The sequence below is a fragment of the Streptomyces sp. NPDC001668 genome, from assembly GCF_042893155.1.
Lineage (GTDB): Bacteria > Actinomycetota > Actinomycetes > Streptomycetales > Streptomycetaceae > Streptomyces.
This window is the reverse complement of sequence record NZ_JBIAUQ010000009.1, coordinates 287,244-312,051: the sequence shown is the minus strand read 5'-3', so window position 1 is coordinate 312,051 and position 24,808 is coordinate 287,244. Positions and strand designations below refer to the sequence as shown.

General features: G+C 72.0%; 24 protein-coding genes. 10 read left to right on the top strand and 14 right to left on the bottom strand.

Annotated elements, in window-relative coordinates:
- Position 1 precedes the first annotated feature (1 nt).
- Positions 2-1,513, bottom strand: coding sequence for a sugar ABC transporter ATP-binding protein (locus tag ACFYZ8_RS27525; RefSeq protein ID WP_388533528.1), 1,512 nt, complete (start codon positions 1,511-1,513; stop codon positions 2-4).
- Positions 1,510-2,652 (bottom strand): sugar ABC transporter substrate-binding protein, encoded by a 1,143-nt coding sequence (locus tag ACFYZ8_RS27520; protein ID WP_388533530.1) that lies wholly within the window; start codon positions 2,650-2,652, stop codon positions 1,510-1,512. The genes ACFYZ8_RS27525 and ACFYZ8_RS27520 overlap by 4 nt, the downstream gene beginning before the upstream one ends.
- 306 nt (positions 2,653-2,958) lie before the next feature.
- Here ACFYZ8_RS27520 and ACFYZ8_RS27515 point away from each other — a divergent pair, with 306 nt between their 5' ends.
- The 4 genes from ACFYZ8_RS27515 to ACFYZ8_RS27500 are packed head-to-tail and all read left to right on the top strand — an operon-like array spanning position 2,959 to position 5,929.
- On the top strand, positions 2,959-4,365 hold the full coding sequence (locus tag ACFYZ8_RS27515; protein WP_388533533.1) for an SRPBCC family protein: 1,407 nt from the start codon (positions 2,959-2,961) through the stop codon (positions 4,363-4,365).
- Entirely contained in the window at positions 4,350-4,676 is a 327-nt protein-coding gene (locus tag ACFYZ8_RS27510) for a 2Fe-2S iron-sulfur cluster binding domain-containing protein (RefSeq protein ID WP_359036308.1), read from the top strand. The genes ACFYZ8_RS27515 and ACFYZ8_RS27510 overlap by 16 nt, the downstream gene beginning before the upstream one ends.
- 7 nt (positions 4,677-4,683) lie before the next feature.
- Positions 4,684-4,899: a transposase gene (locus ACFYZ8_RS27505; protein WP_359036306.1), complete on the top strand. Its 216-nt coding sequence runs from the start codon at positions 4,684-4,686 to the stop codon at positions 4,897-4,899.
- A 4-nt stretch (positions 4,900-4,903) separates the two neighbouring features.
- On the top strand, positions 4,904-5,929 hold the full coding sequence (locus ACFYZ8_RS27500; RefSeq protein ID WP_388533535.1) for an NADP-dependent oxidoreductase: 1,026 nt from the start codon (positions 4,904-4,906) through the stop codon (positions 5,927-5,929).
- Positions 5,930-5,985: 56 nt separating this feature from the next.
- Here ACFYZ8_RS27500 and ACFYZ8_RS27495 read toward each other — a convergent pair whose 3' ends face one another.
- From ACFYZ8_RS27495 to ACFYZ8_RS27480, 4 genes are all read right to left on the bottom strand, one after another.
- Positions 5,986-6,300 (bottom strand): putative quinol monooxygenase, encoded by a 315-nt coding sequence (locus ACFYZ8_RS27495; RefSeq protein WP_359036302.1) that lies wholly within the window; start codon positions 6,298-6,300, stop codon positions 5,986-5,988.
- A 78-nt stretch (positions 6,301-6,378) separates the two neighbouring features.
- Positions 6,379-8,115 carry a PEP-utilizing enzyme gene (locus ACFYZ8_RS27490; protein ID WP_388533537.1) on the bottom strand — a complete coding sequence of 579 codons (1,737 nt, stop codon included), beginning with the start codon at positions 8,113-8,115 and terminating at the stop codon, positions 6,379-6,381.
- A gap of 46 nt (positions 8,116-8,161) precedes the next feature.
- Entirely contained in the window at positions 8,162-8,986 is an 825-nt protein-coding gene (locus ACFYZ8_RS27485) for an SDR family NAD(P)-dependent oxidoreductase (RefSeq protein WP_388533539.1), read from the bottom strand.
- On the bottom strand, positions 8,983-10,290 hold the full coding sequence (locus ACFYZ8_RS27480) for an aromatic ring-hydroxylating dioxygenase subunit alpha (protein WP_388533541.1): 1,308 nt from the start codon (positions 10,288-10,290) through the stop codon (positions 8,983-8,985). The genes ACFYZ8_RS27485 and ACFYZ8_RS27480 overlap by 4 nt, the downstream gene beginning before the upstream one ends.
- 155 nt (positions 10,291-10,445) lie before the next feature.
- Here ACFYZ8_RS27480 and ACFYZ8_RS27475 point away from each other — a divergent pair, with 155 nt between their 5' ends.
- The 4 genes from ACFYZ8_RS27475 to ACFYZ8_RS27460 all read left to right on the top strand — a co-directional run bounded on the left by ACFYZ8_RS27475 (position 10,446) and on the right by ACFYZ8_RS27460 (position 14,361).
- The gene (locus ACFYZ8_RS27475) at positions 10,446-10,901 is read left to right on the top strand and encodes a VOC family protein (protein WP_388533543.1); all 456 of its coding nucleotides are present in this window, start codon (positions 10,446-10,448) and stop codon (positions 10,899-10,901) included.
- A gap of 96 nt (positions 10,902-10,997) precedes the next feature.
- Entirely contained in the window at positions 10,998-12,014 is a 1,017-nt protein-coding gene (locus tag ACFYZ8_RS27470; protein WP_359036292.1) for a thiamine pyrophosphate-dependent dehydrogenase E1 component subunit alpha, read from the top strand.
- A 5-nt stretch (positions 12,015-12,019) separates the two neighbouring features.
- Positions 12,020-13,045 (top strand): alpha-ketoacid dehydrogenase subunit beta, encoded by a 1,026-nt coding sequence (locus ACFYZ8_RS27465; RefSeq protein WP_359036290.1) that lies wholly within the window; start codon positions 12,020-12,022, stop codon positions 13,043-13,045.
- Between the two features lie 5 nt (positions 13,046-13,050).
- Positions 13,051-14,361, top strand: coding sequence for a 2-oxo acid dehydrogenase subunit E2 (locus ACFYZ8_RS27460; RefSeq protein WP_388533545.1), 1,311 nt, complete (start codon positions 13,051-13,053; stop codon positions 14,359-14,361).
- A gap of 8 nt (positions 14,362-14,369) precedes the next feature.
- Here ACFYZ8_RS27460 and ACFYZ8_RS27455 read toward each other — a convergent pair whose 3' ends face one another.
- Entirely contained in the window at positions 14,370-14,975 is a 606-nt protein-coding gene (locus ACFYZ8_RS27455; protein WP_388533547.1) for a TetR/AcrR family transcriptional regulator, read from the bottom strand.
- Between the two features lie 145 nt (positions 14,976-15,120).
- Between ACFYZ8_RS27455 and ACFYZ8_RS27450 the strand changes: the two genes are divergently transcribed.
- Positions 15,121-15,771 carry a TetR/AcrR family transcriptional regulator gene (locus tag ACFYZ8_RS27450; RefSeq protein WP_359036284.1) on the top strand — a complete coding sequence of 217 codons (651 nt, stop codon included), beginning with the start codon at positions 15,121-15,123 and terminating at the stop codon, positions 15,769-15,771.
- Positions 15,772-15,803: 32 nt separating this feature from the next.
- On the opposite strand, the gene ACFYZ8_RS27445 is transcribed toward ACFYZ8_RS27450, so the two are convergent.
- From ACFYZ8_RS27445 to ACFYZ8_RS27420, 6 genes are all read right to left on the bottom strand, one after another.
- Positions 15,804-16,958, bottom strand: coding sequence for a thiolase family protein (locus tag ACFYZ8_RS27445; RefSeq protein ID WP_388533549.1), 1,155 nt, complete (start codon positions 16,956-16,958; stop codon positions 15,804-15,806).
- Positions 16,955-17,434 carry a Zn-ribbon domain-containing OB-fold protein gene (locus tag ACFYZ8_RS27440; RefSeq protein WP_389050127.1) on the bottom strand — a complete coding sequence of 160 codons (480 nt, stop codon included), beginning with the start codon at positions 17,432-17,434 and terminating at the stop codon, positions 16,955-16,957. The genes ACFYZ8_RS27445 and ACFYZ8_RS27440 overlap by 4 nt, the downstream gene beginning before the upstream one ends.
- An 18-nt stretch (positions 17,435-17,452) precedes the next feature.
- On the bottom strand, positions 17,453-18,571 hold the full coding sequence (locus tag ACFYZ8_RS27435) for an acyl-CoA dehydrogenase family protein (RefSeq protein ID WP_388533553.1): 1,119 nt from the start codon (positions 18,569-18,571) through the stop codon (positions 17,453-17,455).
- Positions 18,568-21,153, bottom strand: a complete 2,586-nt coding sequence (locus tag ACFYZ8_RS27430) for a putative PEP-binding protein (RefSeq protein WP_388533555.1) — start codon at positions 21,151-21,153, stop codon at positions 18,568-18,570. The genes ACFYZ8_RS27435 and ACFYZ8_RS27430 overlap by 4 nt, the downstream gene beginning before the upstream one ends.
- The gene (locus ACFYZ8_RS27425) at positions 21,150-21,782 is read right to left on the bottom strand and encodes a hypothetical protein (RefSeq protein WP_388533557.1); all 633 of its coding nucleotides are present in this window, start codon (positions 21,780-21,782) and stop codon (positions 21,150-21,152) included. Before ACFYZ8_RS27425 ends, ACFYZ8_RS27430 begins: the two co-directional genes overlap by 4 nt.
- Before the next feature lie 94 nt (positions 21,783-21,876).
- The gene (locus ACFYZ8_RS27420) at positions 21,877-22,713 is read right to left on the bottom strand and encodes an enoyl-CoA hydratase/isomerase family protein (protein WP_388533559.1); all 837 of its coding nucleotides are present in this window, start codon (positions 22,711-22,713) and stop codon (positions 21,877-21,879) included.
- Positions 22,714-22,849: 136 nt separating this feature from the next.
- Between ACFYZ8_RS27420 and ACFYZ8_RS27415 the strand changes: the two genes are divergently transcribed.
- Complete coding sequence (locus ACFYZ8_RS27415; protein WP_359036270.1) at positions 22,850-24,067, top strand: acyl-CoA dehydrogenase family protein; 1,218 nt, start codon at positions 22,850-22,852, stop codon at positions 24,065-24,067.
- Between the two features lie 6 nt (positions 24,068-24,073).
- Here ACFYZ8_RS27415 and ACFYZ8_RS27410 read toward each other — a convergent pair whose 3' ends face one another.
- Positions 24,074-24,685 (bottom strand): TetR/AcrR family transcriptional regulator, encoded by a 612-nt coding sequence (locus tag ACFYZ8_RS27410; RefSeq protein WP_388533561.1) that lies wholly within the window; start codon positions 24,683-24,685, stop codon positions 24,074-24,076.
- Positions 24,686-24,808: the final 123 nt, after the last annotated feature.

The window sequence follows — 24,808 nt, the reverse complement described above, 5'->3', positions numbered from 1 at the left end:
GTCACTCGGTTCCTTCCATGGCGTGCACGAGCGCGGACTCGGTGATGTCCCGCCCGCTGATCTCCCGCGCGATCCGGCCGTCCCGCACCACCAGGACGCGGGTGCACAGCGCGAGCAGGTCCTGGGTGTCGGAGGAGGACACGATGACGCCCATGCCCTCGTCGGCCTGCCGCTCTATCAGGTCGTACAGCTGGAGGCGGGTGGCGATGTCGACACCCGCCGTGGGTTCGCACAGGGTCAGCACCGGTGGGTGCTGGGCGAGGCAGCGGGCCATGACGACCTTCTGCTGGTTGCCGCCGCTCAGCGTGGTGATCCTGGCCGTGCGGCCGGCCGTACGGACGTCGACGCGTCTGATCCAGTCCTCCGTCAGGGCGGCCTCACGGCGAAGGCGCAGCCGTCCGGAGCGGGCGCGCAGCCGGTCCAGCAGCGGCAGGGTGAGGTTCTCGCCGACCGAGAAGTCGCCGATCACCCCTTCACTCGCCCGGTCCGCCGGGACCAGAGGCAGGCCCAGGGCATCCGCGTCACGGGCCTCGGTCCAACGCGCGTCGCGCTCCGGCAGCCGGAGCCTGCCGCTCACCCGACCGGTATGGGCGCCGCAGACCGCGTACGGCACGATCTCGTGGCCGGAGCCGACCAGACCGGTGACGCCCAGGCGCTCGCCCCGTGCCAGGTCGAAGCCCACTCCGCGCAGTGGCCCGGCCCACAAGTCGCGTACCTGGAGCACGGGTTCGCCATCAACGGGCGGGGGCGGGAGCCGGTGGGTGGTCTCCATCTCCTCGCCCGCCATCAACTCCGCCAGGGAACGCGGGGTGAGATCGGCGACCGCGCGGGTGGCGATCCGGCGACCGCCGCGGATGACGGTGACCCGGTCGGCGAGCGCGAAGATCTCGTCCATGCGGTGCGAGACGTACAGGACGCCGGCACCGGCGTCACGGACCTCCCGCACGATGTCGAACAGGCGGGCCACCTCGCCGGGCGGCAGCACCGCGGTGGGCTCGTCGAGCACCAGGACCCCGCGGCGGCCCTCCCAGCCCTGGAGCGCGGCGGCGATGGCCACCACCGTGCGCTGGACAGGGGTGGCCGTCGACAGGGGCCGGCGGACGTCGATGCCGAGGCCGAACCGCTCGACCAGGGCCCGGGTGCGCCGCTCCATCTCCGGCCAGCGGATGTTGCCGAAGGCCGTGCGGGCGAAGCCGTGGCTGAGGGCGAGGTTGTCGACGGCGCTCAACTCGCCCACCAGGCCCAGCTCCTGGTGGACGAAGCGCAGCCGGTCGTGCCGGGAGGCCGAGACCTGGCTCAGGTCGAAGGGCTCCCCGTCGAGCTCGGCCACCGCGCCCGGCTCCGCGTGGTGGTACCCGGCGAGGATCTTGATGAGGGTGGACTTGCCGGAGCCGTTGGGCCCTATCAGGGCGTGGATCTCACCGGGCGCCACCTCGAGGTCGACGTCCGTCAGGGCCCGGGTGCCGCCGAATCTCTTCGACAGGGCGGCCACCCGCAACACCGGCCCGCTCAACTCACGCCCCACAGTGCCTTGAACTGGGCCTGGTAGTTCTGGACGATCGGGAAGTCGCCGAGGGACTTGGGCAGGTTGTCCCTGGTGATCAGCATGTTGGGCAGCACCGCCTTCTGGTCCACGTCCATGGACTGACCGGTGAAGTGCCGGGCCAGCGCGTCGACCTGGAGCCAGGACGCCTCGTGCGAGTTCAGGGCCATCGCGGCGTCGCTGAGGCCGCTCTGGATGTACTGGTAGTTCTGTCCGTCCCCGACGTTCACGGCGAGGTGCTTGCCGGTGATGCCGGCCGTCTTCAACGCGGCCGGGACGCCCACGTTGAGCAGGCCCAGTGAGAACACGACGTGGGTCACCTTCGGGTGCGAGCGCAGGTATGACACCACCCGGTCCGGCATGTCCTTGCCGATGGAGGTGATCGGCACGTCGACGGTGTCGAGTCCACAAGCCGCGCACCACTCCTTGTACTTGGCCGCGAAGGTGTCCTTGACCGGCTTGAGGATGGTGTAGGCGGGCAGGTCGAAGTAGACGGTGTCGGCCTGCGCGTTGCTGTCGGACACCACCCAGGAGGCGAGCATCTCGCCCTGCACGGCGACGTCCTCGGGCCCGTTCTTGAGCAGGGAGACGCCGTCACCCACGACGTCGTCGGCGTTCGACTGGATGACCGGGATGTCCGCCGCCTTCAGCTCGGCGAGCTGCTTGGCGTAGACCGCGCGGGGGAATCCGGAGGAGACGACGGCGTCCGGCTTGTCGCGCAGCACCTGCTCGTAGGCGGACTGGACGGACTCCGGGGTGCCCTGGGTGGCGATCTGCTGGACCTTCCAGCCGAGCTGGTTGGCGGCCGCGGTGAAGAAGTTGGCCAGGTCCTGGCAGGACTGCACACCGCACAGGATGAAGTCGATCTTCTTGCCCGAGGGGATCTTCCTGCCCACCGGCTGGGTGACGGGGATCTTTTCCGGCTGCTGGGAGTAGGTCGCCAGGGCCTTGCGGGCGGCGATCAGGCCGGGGGAGTCCGAAGCGGCCGCCTTGGCGGAGTCGGCGGCCGGTGTCGTCCCGTTGCCGCAGCCCGCCAGGGCCAGCAGCGCGGTGACGGGGACGATCGCGGTCAGGGCGCGGCGGACCGCGCGACGGGGTCTGGAACTCATCGTTGAGCACTCCCGTGGTGTGTCGCCCCGGAGCGAGAGACGCGGCGGGGACGTGGCCGGGAGGCGAAGACCGTCCCGGAAGAGGTAAACCATGGAGAAACTTTTGAGGCACTACAGCCTCAAGTGGGTCGGAGTGTGACACGACCCCGGCTGACTTGGGGAGAGGTGGTGCGCGAAAAAATCCGGATCTGCTGGGCATTCGACGGTTGAACTGGGACGGAGCGCGTCTCCTTCGTGGCGCGAGTGTTGCTCCCCGCCCTCTCGCGTAACTACACTCGCTCTAAAGTTTCTGCCGGAGGAGAGATGATGGACGAAACATCGGAGCCGGCCGCCGCCCGCTGCCCGGGGCCCAGCGTCCAGGACTACCTCGACCAGGACAGCCGCCCCGTGCCCGCCGCCCTGCGGTTCGAGCACAACGACCACCTCGGCAGCGAGGACATCGACACCGCCCGCTTCACCTCCCGCGAGTGGGCCGCACGCGAGATGACGCAGGTCTGGCGCCGCGTGTGGCAGTTCGCCTGTCTGGAGAGCGAGATCCCCGAGGTCGGCGACCACGAGGTCTACGAGATCGGCGACGACTCCCTCATCGTCGTCCGCACCGCCCCCGACGAGATCCGCGCCTTCGTCAACGTCTGCCTGCACCGCGGACGCAAACTGCGTACCGGCGGCGGCAACGTCAGCGAGTTCCGCTGTTCCTTCCACGGCTTCGCCTGGAACCTCGACGGCACCCTGCAGACCCCGCCCTGCGCCTGGGACTTCCCGCACGTCACCCCGGAGAAGTTCGCCCTGCCCGAAGCCCGGGTGGCCACCTGGCGCGGCTTCGTCTTCATCAACATGGACCCGTACGCCGAATCCTTCGACAGCTACCGAGGCACCTTCGACGAGTACTACATCTGGCCGCTGGAGAACCGCTACAAGTCGCTGCACATCGCCAAGGTGCTGCCCTGCAACTGGAAGGTCGCCCAGGACGCGTTCATCGAGTCCTTCCATGTGATCGCCACCCACCCGCAGATGCTGCCGTGGCTCGCCGACGCCAACTCGCAGTACGACGTCATGGCGGACCAGCCGAACTGGAACCGGATGATCAACATCCAGGGTGCGCCCAGCCCGCACGTGGCGGACTCCGTCACCGAGGAGGACGTCCTGGAGACCTTCTACGACTCACGCGCCTTCTACGCCGCGGCCCAGGGCCGTGACCTGGTGATGGAGGAGGGCGACGAACTGCCGGCGATCCCGCCCGGCGGCACCGCCCGCCAGGTCCTCGCCGAGCGGATGCGCGCCCAGCTGGCGACCACCTCGCGGCAGGACTTCTCGAAGACTCCCGACACCGAGCTGCTGGACGCCATCAACTACCTGCTGTTCCCCAACTTCAACCCCTGGGGCGGCGCCAAGTCCAACATCATCTACCGGTTCCGGCCCAACGGTCTCGACCCGGACTCCTGCACCGCGGAGATCATCTTCATGTCCTCCCCGAAGCAGCCCGGCGAGGTGCCGCCCCCCGCGAAGATCCGCTGGGTGCCCGAGGACATGCTCTTCGCCGACATCCCCGAACTGGGCGTGCTCGGGCCCGTCTTCGACCAGGACTGCGAGAACCTGCCCTACGTCCAGCAGGGACTGAAGGCCATGCGCAAGCCGGGCATCACCCTGGCCAACTACCAGGAGAGCCGCATCCGCCACTTCAACCAGACCCTCGACCAGTGGATGGAGAAGTGAGCCACCGGGTGGCGGTCCGGCCCGCGGGAGTCGAGCTCGACGTCCTCGACGACGAGGACCTGTTCACCGCCGCCCAGCGCCTCGGCTACCGCTGGCCCACCGTCTGCGGCGGCAAGGGCACCTGCCGCACCTGCTTCGTCCAGGTCGAGGAGGGCGCCGAGAACTGTTCCCCCGTGGACCCGCTGGAACGCGAGGGCATCGAGTCCCTGCGCAGGCCGGTGGACGGCCTGACCCGGCTCGCCTGCCGGCTCCGGGTCCAGGGCCCGGTGACCGTGACCAAGCGCGGCGTGCGCCGCCGAGTGCAGGAGTGAGGCTTCCATGTCCAAGCAAGTGATCCACCCCCTGACCGGGCACGTGTACCGGCTCACCGAGGACGGACTCGTCGAGGTGACCGACCCCGCGACCGGGGCACAGGGCCTGTTCGACTTCCAGGCCCGCTGGCAGTCGGGCCAACTGCGCCACGCCGACCTCCAGATGGCCGGCTGGGTCGGCCGCCTCGCCCGGCGCCGCACGCCCCCGCAGCCGGAGCGGTGACCCCGTGACACCCCGCACCACCCGGGCGGTCTGCCTGGTGCGCCGGCCCGACGGAGAACCGCACCCCGGTGACTTCGCCGTCGAGGAACGCCCGCTGCCGCCCCTGCGAGAGGGCCAACTGCTCGTCCGGAACCTCTACATGAGCGTCGACCCGTCCATGCGCGGGCGCCTGGAGAGCACCGAGAAGCACTACACGCACAATTTCACCCCGGGCTCGCCGCTCGACGGCCGCGCCCTCGGCGTCGTGGAGGAGAGCCGCTGCGCCTCGGTGCCACCGGGCACCTACGTACGCCATCAACTCGGCTGGCGGGAGCGGGCCGTACTGGACGCGGCGGACACCGACGGCGCCGGCCGCATCGACCCGCGGCTCGCCCCGCTCCCCACCTGGCTGGGCCTGCTCGGCCAGACCGGGTTCACCGCGTATGTGGGCCTGACCCGCATCGCGGCGCTGCGTCCGGGCGACACCGTGTTCGTGTCGGCGGCGGCCGGGGCCGTCGGCACCGCCGCAGGCCAGTTCGCGCGCCTGCTCGGCGCGGACCGTGTCGTCGGGACCGCCGGGGGCCCGGACAAGTGCGCCCTGCTGGTGAAGGAGTTCGGCTACGACGACGCCGCCGACTACCGCGCCGAGCCCGTCCGTGACGCGCTGGCCCGCCTCGCGCCCGACGGCATCGACGTCTACTTCGACAACGTGGGCGGTGAGCAACTCGCCGCCGCGCTGCACGCGTTGCGCACCGGTGGCCGGGTCGCGCTGTGCGGCATGATGTCGCAGTTCGGCGGCGACCGGCGGACCGTGGACATCAACCAGCTGATCCAGGCGGTCCTCAAGCGGCTGACCCTGTGCGGCTTCATCGTCCGCGACCACGACGACCTGCGGCCGGAGTTCGAACAACGGGTCGCCGGCTGGCTCGCCGAGGGCCGGATCACCGCACGCGAGACGGTCGTGGACGGCCTGGAGAACGCCCCGGGGGCTCTGCTGTCGCTGCTCGGCGGCGGCAATGTCGGCAAGATGCTGGTGCGGCTGGGTGACTGACACCGAGACGGCGGCGACTGAATCCGAAACGGCGCCCCCATCGGGGGCGCCGTCTTTCAGCGCATGGGCCGGGACTCCGCGACCGTGTGGACGTCCAGCGAGACGCCGACCCGGGTCAACCCGGCCGACGCCGACCTGAAGTCCTTCATGTGCGCGGTCTCGAAGTGCTCGTCGAGGGCCTGTTGCGAGACCCACCGCTCATAGACCCGGATGCGCCGCTCGTCGCCGGGGTCCGGCGTCATGGCGTAGTCGAGACAGCCCGGCTCCTCCGCGCGGGTCCGATGTCCCAGCGCGACGAGATGCCCCAGCATCACCTCGCGGTCGCCGGACTCGTAGTCCATCCAGCCGGCGACGATGATTGCCTCAGCCATGCCAGTCACACGTTCCTCTCGCGGTCATGACCGCGGACCCGCCACTGATGGGGAGACAGTGACGGGCCCGCGGCGTACTCAACTGCCGAGCGGCACCGGGACGCTGTCGACGGTGACCGTGCCCCGCTCTCCGTCGACCGTGATCACCATGCCGTCCCGCAGCCGCCGTGTCCCGCCCTCGACGGAGATCACCGCCGGGATGCCCAGTTCGCGGCAGACCACCACGGCGTGGCTGTTGAGGGCGCCCACGTCCACGACGGCCGCCCCGGCGACCAGGAACAGCGGGGTCCAGGCCGCGTCGGTGATCGGCGCGACCAGCACCTCGCCCGGCTCCAGCGCCTCGCAGGAGGCCGGATCGGTGACCACCCGCACCCTGCCGGTGTACGTGCCGTGGCTGCCGCCCACCCCGCCGAGCACATCGCCCTCCACGGCGGCCGGGGTGCGCTCCTCGGCACGCCGAGGCCAGCTGTCGATCTCGGTCTGCGCGTCGGCGGCGACGAAGAACGGCGGCTCCAGCTCGAACAGGCCCGCGTACTCCTCGAGCCGCCGCGCGATCACGGGACCGAAGGACTCCGGCGCGGCGACATAGTCGTCGAGCTCGGTGTCCAGCAGCATCATCACGTCCTCGGGGCGGGCGAACAGCCCCGCCTCGACGCCGCGCCGGCCCAGTTCCCGTACCGCCATGCGGATCTCGTTGACGACGGTGACGCAGTTCGCCTTGGTGCGCTCGCGGGCCGGGATCCACACCTGGGAGGCGTGCATACCGGCGTCGAACAGGGGCTGCGTCTCCTCGGGCAGCAGGGCCCGGACCTCCCGTGCCGTCCGCTCGCGCCCCTCGGTCAGGCGCGTGCGGCGGGCGGCCGGCGAGTCGTCGTCGGGGCTGTGCCGGATCCGGTCGACCAGGGCCAGCGCCTGGACGGGCGCCGCCTCCCAGGACAGCGCGTGGATGTCCCACTCGTTGGGGCCGCGGTCGCCGGACTCCGCGAGGAACTCCTCGAAGGAGTCCCGGAACGCCTTCACGTCACCGGTCGCGGCGTCGAGCGCCTGCTCCACCGCGGCCGGGCCCCGGTCGAACAGCGCGGTCAGCTCGGCCGACGCCGCCACCTGCCGGGACAGCGTCCACAGCCCGGTCGACGGGGAGGCGGAGTCGACGTCGCCCAGACCGCCGATCAGGTCGAGCATGGCCCCGGGCCGGTCCACGCTCGCGCACAGCGGGCCGAGGATCGCCGGTCCGACCGACGCGGGCAGCGAGGACTCGACGTGCCGCTGGAAGGTCGTCTCCACCTCGTCCAGCAACGACCGTGCCTGCGCGACCAGTTCGGCGTCGGACAGTGCCCTCAGGTCCGGGCGCGAGCGGCGCAGGGCGCGCAGCCGGCCGCGGTCGGCGTCGGCCTCCGGGAAGCCGGCCTGGCCGAGCATCCGCTGGAGTGTCGCGCCCGCTTTGGCGGTCAGCTCCTCGTCCTGGTCGTCGGGGTGCGTCACGTACACCGGGGTGTCGGAGCGCTGGCCGACGAAGGCCGCGTCGATCTGGTCCGCGGTCTGGCCCATGCGGATGCCGAACAGCCGCATGTGGGACAGGTTGAGATAGAAGTGACCGCCGAACATGCCGACGAACGGCGGCCGGGGCCCGGCCACTTCCTCGTCGCGGTAGATGCCGAACCCGACGAAGCCGTTGCGCCAGCCCTGCAGGCCCCGCCCCCAGACCAGGGTCCAGCCCAGGGGGCTCGCGGGGTCCGGCAGGGTCTCGCCCGCGTTGGCCCGGGTGTAGTGCGGCAGCCGCTCACTGCGCTGCCAGTCCGTGATCCAGCTCTTCATGACCGAGATCTCCCGCTGTCCGTACCCGCGCCCGTCCCTGCCCCGCCTACCACTGTGCCGTTCCGCCGTCGACGCTGATCAGCGTGCCGGTGATGCCCGCCCCGGCGTCGCTCGCCAGCAGCGAGGCGACGGCTGCGATCTGCTCCACGGTGGTGATCTCCTTGGTGGCGGCGTGCTCGGCGAACCGGCCCAGCCACTCCTCGTAACTGATGCCCTCGGCCTCCGCCGCGGCGGGACCCGCGGCCCGCATCAGGTCGGTGTCGACGGCGCCGGGGCAGATGGCGTTGCAGGTGATGCCCTGGGTGCCGTACTCGAAGGCGGTCGCCTTGGTCAGGCCGTGGATGGCGTGCTTGTTGGTGATGTAGTGGCTGATCGCGGGCTTGTTGGCCTGCTTGCCCTCCACCGACGAGATGTTGATGATGCGCCCCCAGCCGCCCTCCAGCATCTTCGGCAGGGCCCGGCGGGTGCCGTAGAAGTAGTTGTTGATGTTCAGGTCGAGGGCCGCGTGCCAGGCCTCGTCGCTGAGCTGGTGGATGGGGGCGAAGCCGGAGCTGCCGCCGGCGTTGTTGACCCAGATGTCGAGTCTGCCGAAGCGCTCGGCGGCGAAGTCGGCGAGGGCCTCGATGTCCTCCTGACGGCCCGCGTCACAGGGGTGGAAGACGGCCCGGTCCCCGGCGTCCAACTCCTCCAGGGCCTGCTTGCCCTTGACCTCGCTGCGGCCGCTGACGACGACTGTGGCGCCGTCGGCGAGGAAGGCCTCGGCGATGGCGCGGCCGATGCTGCGTGTGCTGCCCGTGATCACCGCGACACGTCCGTCGAGGCTGCCCGTAGCCACCATGGTGTTCTCCCGCGAGTCTTGTTGGTAGGTCACCTGGTGGCTCTGGCGGCTGCTGAGGCGCCTTTGTCCAGGTGCTGGTGAATGGTGCGGTGGAGGTGCTGGAGTCCGGGCTCGTTGCGTCCGAAGACGAAGTCGGTCCCGTCGAGGGCCTTGAGACCCTGCTGGACTCCGTAGGTGGTCGCGTAGTCCTCGTCGCGGACCACCTCGTGGAACCACTCGCCGAACCGGTCGGCGGCCTGGCGCTCCTCGTCGGTGACCGCCGGTTCGCGCAGCAGGATGATCTGCTGGGTCACCGACTCGGTCGCCGTGCGGGGGAGCACCAGGGAGACCGCGATCTTCTGGCGCCAGGCGCCGGCGATCGCGAGGCCCGGGAAGAGCCAGTAGATGGGCCCGACGCAGTCCCCGGGATCGCGCTGCTCCGGCGGCAGTTCGGCCGCCCGCGCGATGGGGCGCAGGGCCGGTGCGATGCGCTGGTGGGGGCCCCAGGTGTCGTGGGCCATCATGTTCGACAGATTCGTCTCGAACACCGTTTTGGGGTGCAGGGAGGCGAAGTGGTACGTCTCCAGGTACCCGTCGAGGGTGACCTTCCAGTTGGGGCTGGTCAGCTCGCTGGTGGAGTAGTGGTGGCAGTCCGCGAGGCGCAGTCCCTCCAGCAGGGGCCGGAGATCCCCGAGCCAGGCGTCCAGGTCGGGTTCGGCCGCCGGGTCGAGGGACACGAAGACGATGCCCGCGCGCTCCCCGGCGGGGAGCCTGACGAGGCTGCGGCCCTCGCGTGGAACCTCGCCGAAGGTCTTCTCTGCGTACACGCCCCGCAACTCCCCTGCCAGGTCGTACGACCAGGAGTGGTACGGGCAGGTGAGCCGCTTCGACACCCCGCAGCCGGCCTCGAGGAGCCGGGCCCCCCGGTGCCGGCACGCGTTGATCATCGCGTGCACGGCGCCCTGCCGGTCACGGGTGATCAGCACCGGGATGCCGAGCACGTCGATCGCCTTGTAGGTGTTCGGGCCGGGAAGCTCGCTCGACATGGCGAGTGGCAGCGGGACGCTGCGGTGCACGGCGTCCATTTCGCGCTGCCAGCGGTCGGCGTCGAGGTAGTGGGCGACGGGTTCCGTCCACTGGCCGTCCGCCTCGTGTGTCGTGTTGGCGCGGTGGTGCGCCAGCACCCGCTCGACGAGTTCGGCCGCCTCCCGGCGCATCGTCACGGCCGCCGCGTCGGTGGACCGGTCCTGGCTGATCCACGACGAGTAGTCGGGGGTCGAGGGAGCTGACGGGGCCGGGGCCGGTGACCCGCGCCCGCCGGCTGATTCCCGAATCTCCGGGGAACTGGTCTGGACCACGATGTCCTCACAATCCTCCCAGCCGCGAGCCGGTGACCGGCTTCGTAACGCGACAGCTGGGCTGTGTCCGAAACTGCAACAGGACTTAGTGTGGTCTGTCAATAGAAAGTGTCGAAGTCGCCGCTCGGCGTCCCATGGGGGTGGGTGCGATGGTCATGACCCTGCCGTTCGAGGTGGGTGTGGTGGTGCGCGACCTGGAGGTGATGGAGCGCTTCTACTGCGAGGTGATCGGCTGCAGGGCCGAGCGCCGCTCACGGGTGCCGCGGTCCGTCGGGGGTCCGGCCGGGCTGGGCGGCGAGCTGGTGGTGGTCTGGGTGCGGGTGCCCTCCGGAGGGTGCGTGAAGTTGATCCTTCCCCGGTCGGGCCCGGTGCCGGCACCTGCGGCGCCCTGGTCGGCGGGGCGTCCGGGACTGTCGTATCTCACCTTCCATGTCGACGACATGGACCCGGTGGTGGCGGCTCTGTCGGCCACCGGCGCCCGGCCCCTGTCGGACCCTGTCGTGGTCCGCGCGCACGGTCGGCGGATCAGCTTCTGGGCGGATCCGGAGGGCAACGTCGTCGAGTTGGTGGACGAACGGGGCGGCGACCTGGAGCCGGGGCGTAGTAATTAGAGACGCTGTTCAGTAAGGTGCCCCCAGCTGGTTACTGTAGACCAGCACAAGTAAGTCCGATTGCTTGGCAACCTCCCTCGGACGAAGGGGCGGACGATGGCTCAACGAGCGTCGACAGCGTCGAAGAAAACCCCGCAGGTCAGCCCGCAGATCAGCACACAGGTCATCAAGGACCTGCACGAACGGATGGTGCGCATCCGGCTGTTCGAGACCGAGGCGGGAAAACTCATGGAGGCGGGCAAGCTGCCCGGCTTCCTGCACCTGTACGTCGGCCAGGAAGCGGTCGCCGCCGGCGTCATGGCGGCCCTGCGCGACGACGACCAGATCACCTCCACCCACCGCGGCCACGGCCACGCCGTCGCCAAGGGCGTCGGCTTCCGCGAGATGTACGCCGAGCTGTACGGCCGGGTCACCGGCGCCTGCCTCGGCCGCGGCGGCAGCATGCACATCAACGACCTCACCCGCGGCATGCTCGGCGCCAACGGCATCGTCGGAGCGGGCGTCCCGATCGCCGTGGGCGCCGCCTTCGCCGCCCGCTACAAGGGCGAGGACAGCGTCGCCGTGACCTTCTTCGGCGACGGCGCCACCAACATCGGCGCCTTCCACGAGGGCGCCAACATGGCCGCCATCCTCGGCCTGCCCGTCGTCTTCGTCTGCGAGAACAACGGCTACGCCGAGTTCACCCCGCAGTCCGGGCACATGCTGCTCACCGACGTCGCCGACCGGGCCGCCGCCTACGGCATGCCCAGCGTGATCGTCGACGGCATGGACGCGGTCGCCGTGCACCGCGCCGCCGCCGAAGCCGTCGCCCGGGCCCGGGCAGGCGCGGGGCCGATGATGATCGAGGCCAAGACCTACCGCTTCTTCGACCACCAGGGCGTCAAGGGCCTGCGGCACCCCTACCGCTCGGACGAGGAGGTCGCCGAGTGGAAGACCCGCGACCCCATCGACCTGATCGAGGCCCGCGCGGTCGCCGACGGCACCGCGACCCGCGCCGACCTGGACGACGTATGGCAGCGCACCCGCGAGGAGATCGCCGACGCCATCGCCTACGCCGAGTCGAGCCCGCTGCCCGACCCCGCCGACCTGCTGCTCAACGTCTACTCGGGATGACCGCCATGACCACGATCACCGAAGCACCGGCCGTCGCCCCGCAGGCCGGGGCCCGCAAGCTGAGCTACGTCAAGGCCTTCAACGAAGGGCTCGCCCAGGCCATGCGCGAGGACGAGAACGTTTTCGTCGCCGGCGAGGACGTGGCCGGATACGGCGGCGTGTTCCGCATGTTCGACAACCTGCTCGACGAGTTCGGCCCCCGCCGCATGATCGACACCCCGATCTCCGAGGCCGCCCTGGTCGGCCTCGGCGTGGGAGCCGCCGCCCGGGGTCTGCGACCGGTCGTCGACCTGATGTTCATGGACTTCATCGGCGTCTGCCTCGACCAGATCGTCAACCAGGCGGCCAAGATGAAGTACATGTTCGGCGGCGCGCTGTCCGTGCCGCTCACCATCACCACCGCCTCCGGGGCCGGCCTCGGCGCCGCGGCCCAGCACAGCCAGAGCCTGGAGGCGTGGCTGGCCCATGTGCCCGGCCTCAAGGTGGTCATGCCGTGCGACGCGTACACCGCCAAGGGCCTGACCGTCTCGGCCATCCGGGACGACAACCCGGTCGTCGTCATGCTCAACAAGGTCCTGCTCGGCAGCACCGGCGAGGTACCCCACGAGATCTACGGCATCCCGCTGGGCCAGGCGCACACCGCGCGCCAGGGCTCCGACGTCACCGTGATCGCGCTCGGCCGCATGGTGGGGGAGGCGCTCGCGGCGGCCGACGAACTGGCCGCCGAGGGCGTGGAGATCGAGGTGATCGACCCGCGCACCGTGCAGCCGCTGGACACCGAGACGATGTTCGCCTCCGTCCGCCGCACCAACCGGGTCCTCGTGGTGCACGAGGCCGTCACCTTCGGCGGACTCGGCGCGGAGATCGCCGCCCAGATCCAGGACGAGGTCTTCGACCACCTCGACGCGCCGGTCCTGCGGATCGGCGCCCCCTTCTCCCCGGTGCCCTTCTCGCCCGTGCTGGAGAAGGCGTACGTGCCCGATCGCGCCCGCATCGCCCAGGGCTGCCGGCGCCTGCTCGAAAGGTCGTGACCGACGTGGCGGTCGAGGTTCTGCTGCCGAAGATCGGCCTGACGATGCAGGAAGGCACGATCGACGAATGGCTGGTGCCCACCGGCGGCACCGTCGCGGAGGGCGACGCGCTGCTGCGGCTGGCCACCGACAAGGTCGACGTGGACGTCGAGGCGGAGGCGGGGGGACTGTTCCACCCGGTGGTCCCCGCGGGCACCACGGTGCCGGCCGGGGCTCTCATCGGCTGGCTGCTGGCGGAGGGGGAGCAGCCGCCGGGTGCGGCGGGGGCGCCGGATGGCTCTGCCCCCATGAGCACCGGCGACCGGCTGCTGGTCTCCCCGAACGCCCGGCGCGTCGCCGCGGCCGCCGACGTCGACCTCACCGTCGTACGCGGCACGGGGCCGGGCGGCCGGATCGTCTCCGAGGACGTCGAAGAGCATGTCGCCGCCCTCGCCGCACCCCTCCCCGGCGACCTCATCACGCCCCTCCCGCCGGGCGGCGCCTCCTCCTCGCCGCTCGTCCGCAAGCTGGCGAAGGAACGGGGCATCGACCTCTCCGAGGTGAACGGCACCGGACCCGGCGGCCGCATCCGCAGGGCCGATCTGGAGGGAGTCGCCCCGGCAGCCGAGGAGCCCGCCCCCGCCCGCTCCGGCGAGGTCATCCCGCTCACCGGCATGCGCGGCACCATCGCCCGCCGCATGCACGCCAGCCTCCAGGAGATGGCCCAGCTGACGCACGGCTACGAGGTGCGGATGGACGCCGTGGTGTCCCTGCGGGAGCAGCTCAAGGAGGAGTGGGCCGACAGCGACCTGCCGGTGCCCAGCGTCAACGACTTCCTCCTGAAGGCCGCGGCCCTGGCCCTGCGCGACCACCCGCTGCTCAACGCGACGGTCCGGGAGGACGGCATCCATCTGCTCGACGACATCCACCTCGGCTTCGCGGTGGCCGTCCCGGGCGGCCTCATGGTCCCCGTCATCGAGAACGCGGTGGCGCTGCCGCTGACCGGGATCGCCGGCCGGTCGAGGGCCCTGGCCCGGGCCGCGCGCGAAGGGCGGATCTCCCCGGCACAGCTGGAGGGGGCCACGTTCACCGTCACCTCGCTCGGCGGGTACGGGGTCGACTTCTTCACCCCGGTGATCAACCCCGGCAATGTCGCGATCCTCGGGGTGGGCAGGCTCAGGGACGGCGTCGAGTGGGCGGGGGACCAGCCGCTGAGGACGCGGGTGCTGACCCTGAGCCTCACCTTCGACCACCGTGCCGTCGACGGGGCCCCGGCCGCCGAATACCTGCGCACGCTCGGGGAGTTGCTGAGCAAGCCCCTTCGCCTGCTGGTGTGAGCCGCGGTCTAGACGGCCGGGTCGGCGATCCGCTCAGCGAGTTCGCCGACCTCGCGGACGAACGAGCGGTGCCCCAGCGACCGGTACACGTCGTCACCACGGACCTGCGAGATCGCCGCGGTCTCCAGCAGCGCCAGCAGCCCCAGGCCGATCACGGCCGCCTCGGCGTCGGAGATGGACACGCGGGCCTTGCGGATCAGCCGCACCAACTCGTCCAGCACCTCGGTACGGCTCTCCTGGCGCAGGGCCTCCGCGTCCTGGCTCATGCCCGCCGACGACACGAAGAAGACGGTGGCCGCGGACCGGTGCTCGCCCATCCAGGCCAGCAGCGCGGTGACCGACGCGCCGATGTCCGAGCCGGGCTCATGGGCATCGGCGATCGTCTGCAACTGCTCGCGCAGCGCGGCGGCGAACGCCCGCATGGTCTCCGCCAGGACCTGGTCCTTGGAGGAGAAGTGGTAGTACACCGCGGCCGAGGTCATCTCGGCACGAGCGGCGATGTCGGCGACGGTCACCTCGTCCGGCGGCTGGGTGGCGAACAGCTCCGTGGCCGCCTCGATCACCCACTGTTTGCGCGAGGGACGGTGGGCGGCGCGGGTTCCGGATGTCGTCATGCTGTCAAGTATGCCGGGCCGCCGGTGTCCCGGATGCCAGTGTGCGGCAGGAATCGCGCCGAACAGGGATCACAGTTACTGGATACACTGGGCAGTGCGAGGGACCACGGACGTGGGTTCACAGCGGCGAGGGCGGGGAGCGGTCATGGCCACCACGAAGAACGGCAAGCAGCCCGCCCACCGACCCTCGCGCCGACAGCACATCATCACCGCCGCCGTGCGCGTGTTCGGCCGCAACGGCTTCGCGGAGACCAGCGTCCAGGACATCGCGGACGAGGCCCAGGTGGTCCCCACCGCCGTCTACTACCACTTCGACGGCAAGGAGGAGCTGCTCGAACTCGCCATGCGCCGGGTCTTCGACCAGCTGAACGCGGTCGTGGAGGCGGCCCGGCCGGAGACCGAGCCGGGTGACGCGGAGGGCCTGGTCCGCGTCATCGACGCCGTGTGGGAGTGGGTGGAGAAGAACCCGGACGAGGCCCGGCTCTACCAGGTCCAGGTGGCCTCCGCCAACGGCAGCGTCAAGGTGCTGCGGGACGAGTTCGAACAGCGGCACATCCAGCGTGGCTACGACTATCTGCCCGAGGGCACCACACGCAGCCCGCGCGCGGCGAAGGCCCGGCACGCGGCACAGGCCCTCGCGGTCCGCACCCTGATCAGCACGACCATGCTCGTCACCGCGCTGCGCGCGGAGGGCGGCCCGCTGTCCCAGCTGCCGTCCCGGTCCGTGCTGGAGGCGGTCAGGTCGCTGGCGCTGCGCATCGTCGCCGCGGAACAGGCACCCGCTTCACAGAGCTGAGGTGCCGGGGCGTGGTGCGGTGCCGCTGCCGATCAGACGGTGAGCACCGAGCACGCGCTGATCCCGGGCGCCCCGTACACATGGGTGAAGCCCACCCGGGGAGCCCCCGGCACCTGAGCCCCCGGCGCACGGCCCTGCAACTGCCGTACGACCTCGTGGAACTGGCGGAGCCCCGACGCGCCCACGGGCTCCCCGCCGGCCAGGCAGCCGCCGTCGGTGTTGACCGGTATCCGGCCCGTGGGATCGGTGTCCCCGCCGGCCAGCAGCTCCTCCTGCTCGCCGTGGCCGCACAGCCCGGTCTCGGCCAGGTGGATCAGCTCGGAGCCGCTGTCGGTGTCCTGCAACTGGGCCACCTGTACGTCCCCGGGCCGCAGTCCCGCCGTCCGGAAGGCCGCCTCCGCGGCGTCGACGCTGGGGCTGCGATGAGGTCCCGGCGGCAGCCAGGGCGAGAACACCTCGAACGAGCCGAAGCGCCGGGTCCGGAAGGCCAGCGACGCCAGCCTGACCGGCCGTTCGCACAGGTCGAAGGCGCGGTCGCCGCGCGCCAGCACCAGCGCCGCCGCGCCCTGTCCGGGCGAGCAGAACATGTACTGGGTGAGCGGGGGGCTGACCTCGGCGGAGTCGAGGATCTCCTGCTCCGTCAGCGGCTTGCGCCGCCAGGCCAACGGGTGCTGCGAGCCGTTGCGGAAGGCCCGCGCGGCGACCCTCGCCAGCGCCCGCTCCGAGATCCCGTGCTCATGCAGGTACCGCCGCGTCTTGAGCGCGAAGAACTGGGTGGTGAGCATCATGCCGGTCTCGGCGTACCAGTCGCCCAGGCCGTAACGGGCGGCGGAGACGTGGAACGCGCCGCGCTCGTGCTTGTCGAAGCCCACCGCCAGTCCCAGCGAGGCCTCGCCCGCGCGCAGCGCGTCGGCCACCGTCAGCACGGTGGAGGCACCGGTCGCGCAGCCGTTCTGCACGTTGACGAACGGCACTCCGGTCAGGCCCAGCCGGCCCACCAGCGTGTCGGGCTTGCCGGACACGTCGGAACCGCCGGCCGCGAAGCCGATGTGCTCCCAGGTGACACCGGCGTCGGCGAGCGCCTCGCGTACCGCACGCTGGGCCATGTCCATCCCGGTCACGCTCTCGTCGCGCCCGAAACGGGTCATCCCGCAGCCGACCACGTACACGTCGTCGCGCCGGCTCATCGCTCGTCGTCCCGCTCCGGGCGGAACGCGAAGGTCATGACCTCGGTCCCGTCCTCGTCGTGATACGCGGTCACCGTGGTGAGCCGGACCGGCAGACCGATCCGGATCTCCTCGCGGGGCGCCGCCAGGCGTGCCTCGACCAGCACCTCACCGAGGTCCACATAGCCCAGGTGGTACGGCCGATGACCGCCGGCCGGCGGCCGGTACGGCGGCTTGGGCGGGAACGCCTGGAGCGTCCACGACCACACGCGCCCGCTCGCCGGCAGCACGTGCGGGGCCATCGTCCCGTGCGAACACCGGGGGCACGAGTCCTGCCGCGGGAAGACGACGGTGCCGCACCCGGAGCAGCGGGCGCCGACGAGCCGCGGCGGATCCCCGCCGTCGAACTCCCGGGTCCCAAGGTCCCCGCGGTCCCCGCGGTCCCCGCGGTCCTCCGGGGTCTCGAACAGCGACTCGTCGATGAGTCTGGTGGTCATGCCGTTCCGCCTTCCACGTCACCAGCCCAGCAGACCGGCCAGCCGTTCCCGATGGTGTGCGGCGCCGCCCAGCAGGACCGCGTCGGACTGGGCGCGCCGGAAGTACAGGTGTGCGTCGTGCTCCCAGGTGAAGCCCATCCCGCCGTGCAGCTGCACGCACTGGGCGGCGACCGCGACGAACGCCTCGCCGCACCAGGCCTGGGCCACCGCAGCCGCCTCGGCCAGCGCCTCGGGTGAGCCGTCCGACAGAACGGCACGCACCACCGCCGACCGGGCGGCCTCGACCTGGAGCAGCATGTCGGCGCAGGCGTGCTTGACCGCCTGGAAGCCGCCGATCGCGCGCCCGAACTGGGTACGGTCGCGCACATGGGCCACCGTCATGTCCAACGCGGCCTGCGCTCCGCCGAGTTGCTCGGCGGCCAGCGCCACCAGGGCCACGTCCAGGGCCCGGGAGACGACGTCCGCGCCCTCGCCGCCGGCGGTCAGGGCCCGGGCCCGGCAACCGGAGAAGGTGACGACGGCCTGACTCCGGCTGAGGTCCAGGGTGGGCACCCGGCGCACCGTGACCCCCGGCTCACCCGGGTCGACCAGGAAGACGTCCACGCCGTCGGCGCCGGCCGCGGCCACCACCAGCGCCCGGGCGTCGGCTCCGTCCAGGACGAACGGGGCGGTGCCGTCCAGCAGCGGGACGCTGCCCTGCCAGGAGACGGCCACCGGCACGGCGTCCGCCCGCCAGGCCCCGTCGGGGGCGGCCACCGCCAGCGCGTGTACGGCACCCTCGGCCAGCTCCGCCAGAGCCTTGTCGGCCGTACCGCAGCCGGCCAGCACCTGTCCGGCCAGCACGGTGGAGGACAGCAGGGGTACCGGCGCGAGGGTCCGGCCCAGTTCCTCGCAGACGGCGACGATGCCGGCGAGGCCGCCGACGCCTCCCACCGACTCGGGCAGACCGAGGGCCGCGAGGCCGACCTGCCGGCCGAGGACGTCCCACAACCCGGCGTCGATGCCGGGGGCCTCCTCGGACAGCCGGCGTACCGCGAAGGTGCCGCCGGCGTCCGCGCACACCGACCGCACGGTCTCGCGCAGGTCCTCCAGCTCGGTGTCCGACAGGGCCGTGCCGTCGGTCACGGTGGTCGTCATCGTGCGCTCCTGCTCTGTTCGCCCGGTTCCCGCAGGGCACTGTGCGCGGCGGCCATCCTGGCCACCGGGACGCGGTGCGCGGAACAGGAGACGTAGTCGAGACCGAGGCCGTCGCAGAACGCGATCGACTCGGGGTCGCCGCCGTGCTCACCGCACACGCCGAGCTTGATGCCGGGCCGTACCTGCCGGGCCCGTTCGGCCGCGAGGCGGATCAGGGCACCCACCCCGTGCGGGTCGAGCCGGGCGAACGGGCTGGCGGTCAGGAACCCGCGCTCCTGGTAGGAGGCGAGCACCTGGCGTTCGACGTCGTCCCGGGAGAACCCGTAGGTGAGCTGGGTGAGGTCGTTGGTGCCGAAGGAGAAGAAGTCGGCGTGCTCGGCGAGTTCGCCGGCCAGCAGCGCTGCCCGCGGGGTCTCGATCATCGTGCCGAGCCGGTACGGGACCTCCACCCCGGTGCGGGCGGCGACCGCGTCGGCGGCACCCCGTACGTACGCGGCCGCGGCGGCCAGTTCCTCGGGCAGGCTGACGAGCGGGATCATCACTTCCAGCCGCGGCCGGACTCCGGTGGCGGCGACATCGGCCCAGGCCGTGAAAAGAGCCTCGGCCTGTGCCGGGTAGAGCCGCTCGTGCAGCAGCGCCAGCCGTACTCCGCGCAGCCCGAGCATCGGGTTCGCCTCCCGCAGTGCGGCGGCCCGCTGCTCCTCGGCCGCGTCCAGGGCCTGTCCGGCGGCGGGCAGGAACTCGTGCAGCGGGGCGTCCAGCAGCCGTACGGTCACCGGACGGTCTCCCACGGCGGCCAGCAGCGCGCGGAAGTCCTCGTGCTGGGCGTGCTCCAGCGCCACCAGCGCCGCGTCGCGGGCGGCCGGATCGGCGGCCAGGAGCACCCGGCGGATCAGCGGCAGCCGCTCGCCGAGGAACTGGTGCTCCGTACGGCACAGCCCGACCCCCTCCGCGCCCAGGGCGAGGGCGGTCTCCACCTCGGCGGCGGTGTCGGCGTTGACCCGTACCCCCAGCCGGCGCTCCTCGTCCGCCCATTCCAGCAGGGTGGACAGTTCGGGCGGCGGCCCGGCGACGCTGACGCTCAGCGTCCCCGCGTAGACGGCGCCGGTACGGCCGTCCAGCGAGACCGGGTCGCCCTCGCGCAGCACGCGCTCACCGAAACTCACCGTCCCGGCGGCCCGGTCGACGCGCAGCCCCTCCGCGCCGCACACCGCGGGCTTGCCGGCGCCCCGCGCCACCACGGCGGCGTGCGAGGCGATGCCTCCACTGCCGGTCAGCACAGCGGCGGAGGCCAGCATCCCGGGGACGTCCGCGGGGTTGGTCTCGGCGGCGACGAGCACCACCCGGGTGCCGTCCGCGGCCAGTTCGAGGGCGCGTTCGCTGGACAGCACGACCGCGCCGGTGGCGGCCCCCGGGGAGGCGGGCAGCCCCTTCACCAGCAGCTCTTCGCCTCCGGTCAGCCGGAGCTGGGGGTGCAGCAGTTCCTGCACCTGCGCGGGACTGATCCGTCGTACGGCGTCCTCGCGGCCGAGCGCCCCCTCGCGGGCCAGGTCGGCGGCCAGGCAGACGGAGGCCCGCAGCGGCGGGCGCGGTTGTGGTGCGGCGGCGAGCAGGGAGATCTCGTCGTCGCGCACCTCGAAGTCGACCGACACCGGCGTGCGCAGATGGCGTTCCAGGGTGAGCAAAGAGTGTTCGAGCAGCGCGGTGCCGCCCGCGAGCCGGTGGAGCGGTTCACCGGCATGCGGCGGCGGGGCGTTGCGTCGCACCCCGCGGAAGAAGGAGCCCTGGGGGGAGAAGCGCCCGGTGCCGGGATCGCGGCTGACGGCGGTGCCGTAGCCCGAGTGGTCCGCCGGGCCGATGCGCAGAGCCTGCACATGCAGGGCGAGGGCCAGGTCGGCGGGGAGTTTCTGGGCACGGCGGGACCTTCTCGCCCGGGGCGAGTCCCACCGGCCGAGGAGAGCGCGGGCGGCCAGCGCGAGCTGCTGTGCCGGGTCGTCGGGGAAGGGACGGGAACCGTGCTCCGCCGACAAGGAGAGCAGGACCTCCACCCTCGCCCGCGCCCCGGACGTGTCCAGCAGGGCGTCGTCGAGTACCGCCGCGGGCACGTCGAGGGCGTGCTCGGCGATCATGCGCACGGTGCCGGCCCACACCTCGTACAGCGCCTCCGCGCTTCCGATGACGGCACACAGGGCGTCGGCACCGGCGGGGGAGACGCCGATACAGGCCAGGTCGGGGGGCAGCCCGGCGACCTCGGTCGGCGCGCTCGCCGACAGGCGCAGCAGCAGCGGCCGGGCCGGGTCGCCGATGCGCCGCCCCGAGAGCTGTTCGACCAGTTCCACGGCGGCTTCGGCGGTGCCGGTCTCGCACAGCGACGCGGCGGCGTCCGCGGGCACGGTGAGGCCGGGTACGACCGGCAGGCCGAGGGCCAGCAGCCGGTCCATCGCCGCGCCGTGCGCGCCCAGTCGGTCGGCGTCGAGACCCCGGATCCGTCCCTGGCCGTACGGCACCAGGAGCCGGCCGGTGCTGCCGGGGGCCGCCTCGGGCGGTGTGAGCGGGCCCGCCTCGCGGTCGGTGACGCTCACCCACGGCTCCTGGTGACCAGTTCCTCTTCACGGGCCTCGTCCTCGGCCCGGCTGATGCCCAGGACGAGCAGCAGCTCCTGGTGCAGCCGCATCCACACCGTGTGGTACGAGTCGCACAGCGGTGAGGCCAGCCACTGCGGCTCGCCGTCGTCGAAGCGGTCGAGGGCGTCCTCCAGGGCCGGCAGATACCGACCGCTGCCCGCGAGCGACTGCTCCAGCCTGCGCAGCACGGGCTGGATGGCCTCGTGCACATCCTCCAGCGACTCGCGCACCCCGGCGTCGTAGACGTCGTCCGAGTGATCGTTGACGGTGCCGTCGGGGCGGCACTGCCATGCCGTGCACACGTCGCGGATCTTCCGGTTGACCGGCAGGAACGCCTCGTACGCCGCGGTGATGCGCCGTTCCTGCTCGGAACCGGCGGCAACCCGCAGCACGCGCGCGGCGGTGGCCTTGGCCTGTTCGGTCGGCAGCACCACCGGCCCCTTGACCATCGCAAGACCGGCGTCGACCAGCGGACGGTGCTCGGACTCCGGCCGGCCGCGCCACATACCGCGCAGGACGAGATCGACGACAGTCTCGGTGAGGGGCTCGTCGGAGGCGTCCGGAAGGTCCACGGCAGCAGATTGCATCGCCACACCATTTCCCCGGTTCTGTGGTGACCGGTTCCTCGGTTCTGTGTTGCCCGGAGGTTACGCCTTGTCGGGCGGGTTAGTGAAGAGTGACTCAAGAAACACTTTCCGATGGGCGAGCTGCGGCCCGGCCGCCGTCCGCCTTCGGGCGGCCCCGCGCGGCGAGGAACGCCGCCATGAGCTGCTGTGCCCGCGGGCCGTCCGCCAGGGCGGCGATCGACCGTGCTTCCTCGGCGAGGTGATGGCGCAGTCCGTCCCCGTCACCCGCGCGCAACAGGGCCTTCGCGGCTCGCAGCGCGTCACCCGCGCCTGCGGCCAGTGCGGCAGCCGTCGCGTGCGCCGCGTCGTCCAGCCGCTCGTCGTCCACGGACCGGGAGACCAGCCCCCACCGTTCGGCGTCGTCGCCGGTCAGGACCCGGTCGGTCAGGATCAGGTCCGCCGCCCTGCGGGGTCCCGCCAGGCGCGGCAGGAACCAGGACGCCCCGCAGTCCGGCGTGAGCCCGATCGCCGTGTAGGCCAGCCGGAACCGCGCGGACCGGGCCGCCAGGACGACGTCCCCCACCAGGGCGAGGCCCACCCCGCCGCCCGCGGCCGCGCCGCGCACCGCGGTCACCAAGGGCACCGGCAGGTCGTACAGGGTCTGTATCGCGGCATGCGCGGCGCCCGCCACGGCGCGCACGTAAGCGCCGGTCCCGGCGCCCCGGCCGGCGAACGCGCGCAGGTCACCGCCGACGCAGAAGCTGCCGCCTGCCGCCCGCAGCAGCACCGCGCCGGCCGGGTCCGCGGCCACTTCGCGGGCCGCGTCCCGCAGCGCCTCGGCCGTTCCCAGGTCCAGGGCGTTGCCGCGGGCGGGATCGTCCAGTCTCAGCTCGACGACCCGGTCGGGGTGGCGGACGATCCGGACCGGCTCGGTACTCACGGACAGGCTCATGGGCGGTGCTCCTCGCGTCTTCCCGTCGTCAGGTGCTTCCCGTCGGCGGCTGCTTCCCGGCAAGATACTGAAGACGCTATACAGTTTCTAGGATGCGACGGGTCGGATGCCCGTACGCCCGTCGGCGGGAGGTCCCGTGCCCATCCAGTTCGATGTCGATCCGGCAGTCGCTCAACTCGTCGCCACCACCACGGAGTTCGTGCGCGAGGTGGTCGTACCGGCGGAGCGCGAGTGCGGCGGGTCCGTGCACGACGCCCCCGAGGCCCTGCGCGAGACCCTGCAGAAGGCGGCCCGTGAGGCGGGCGTCTTCGCTCCCCACGTGCCCCGGCGCTGGGGCGGGCACGGCCTCGACCTGCGCGGCCAGGCGGCGGTGTTCGAAGCCGCGGGCTACTCGCTGCTCGGGCCCCTGGCGCTGAACTGCGCGGCCCCCGACGAGGGCAACATGCACCTTCTGGAGAAGGTGGCCACCGAAGAACAGAAGCAGAGGTATCTGCGCCCGCTCGCCGCGGGCGAGACCCGGTCCTGCTTCGCCATGACCGAACCGGCCCCGGGAGCCGGCGCCGACCCCCGCTCCCTGCGCACCACCGCCACCCGGGTTCCCGGCGGCTGGCGCCTCGACGGGCACAAGTGGTTCATCACCGGTGCCCACGGAGCCGGCTTCGCCATCGTCATGGCCCGCACCTCGGGCAGCCCCGGCGACCCGGGCGGCGCCACCATGTTCCTGGTCGACGCCGACACCCCCGGCATGCGCCTGGTCCGCAGCATCGAGACCCTCGACGAGTCCCTCTTCGCCGGACACGCCGAGATCGTCTTCGAGGAGTGCGTCGTGGGGGAGGGGCAGGTGCTCGGCGCGGTGGACCGCGGCTTCGAGGGCGCCCAGGTCCGGCTCGGTCCCGCCCGGCTGACCCACTGCATGCGCTGGCTGGGAGCGGCTCGCCGCGCCCAGGACGTCGCCCTCGAACGTGCGGGGAGCCGCATGGCCTTCGGCTCGGCGCTCGGAGACCTCGGCATGGTCCAGCAGATGCTGGCCGACTCGGAGATCGACATCGAGGCGAGCCGCGCCCTGATCCTGCGTACGGCCTGGGAGCTGGACACCGCCTCCCCGGCCGCCTCCCAACTGACCTCGGTCTCCAAGACGTTCGTGGCGGAGGCGGTGAACCGGGTGGTCGACCGGGCGGTCCAGATCTGCGGAGCCCTCGGCATCTCGGCCGCCGACGCGCCACTGGCCCGTCTGTTCAGGGAGGTGCGGCCGTTCCGGATCTACGACGGCCCCTCGGAGACCCACCGGTTCGCGATTGCGCGGCGCGCGGTACGGCCCTATCGGCAACCGCGGGCGGTCGCCGCCGAAAACTGACGACGGTCACCGCTCACTTGGACCGGCCCGGTGCGGCTGACGCAATCCCGCGACGAGGAGTGCGACCAGGGTGCGCGGGTCATAGCTGGGGTCGTTCTCGGCACCGGCGCACAGATTGCCCACCCCGCGCATCAGTTCCAGGCCACCGATGTCGGAGTGGATCTCGCCGGCGGCCGTGGCGGCGTCGAGGAGCTGTGTGCACACCGGTACGAGGTGGTCGATGAAGTAGGCGTGCAGGGTCTCGAAACCGGCGTTGTCGTGCTGAAGGGCGGCGGCGAGCCCGTGTTTGGTCACCAGGAAGTCGACGAAGAGGTCGATCCACTGCTCCAGCGCCTCGTACGCGGTGGGGCAGCTCGCCAGCAGCGCGGGCCCCGCCTCGACGCAGCTCTCGACCTGGTGGCGGAAGACCGCGACGATCAGCTCCGCCCGGGTGGGGAAGTGCCGGTAGATCGTGCCGATCCCGACACCCGCCCTGGCGGCGATGTCGCGTACCGGTGCGTCGACGCCCGCGGTGACGAAGACGGCGGCGGCCGCGTCCAGCAGGATCTGCTTGTTGCGCCGCACGTCCTTGCGCTGGGGCGCGGCGGGCTTCTCCGTGCCCTGGCGGCTGTCGCTCACCGCGAGGCTCCTCTCGTCACCGTACGAAGCGGGGCCGCGTTCCGTCCTGTCCGTGGAACGAGGTTCCGCTTCGTCCATGATGGCAGACCGGGCCATCGGATCCCCTCGCCACCCCTCGGCGCG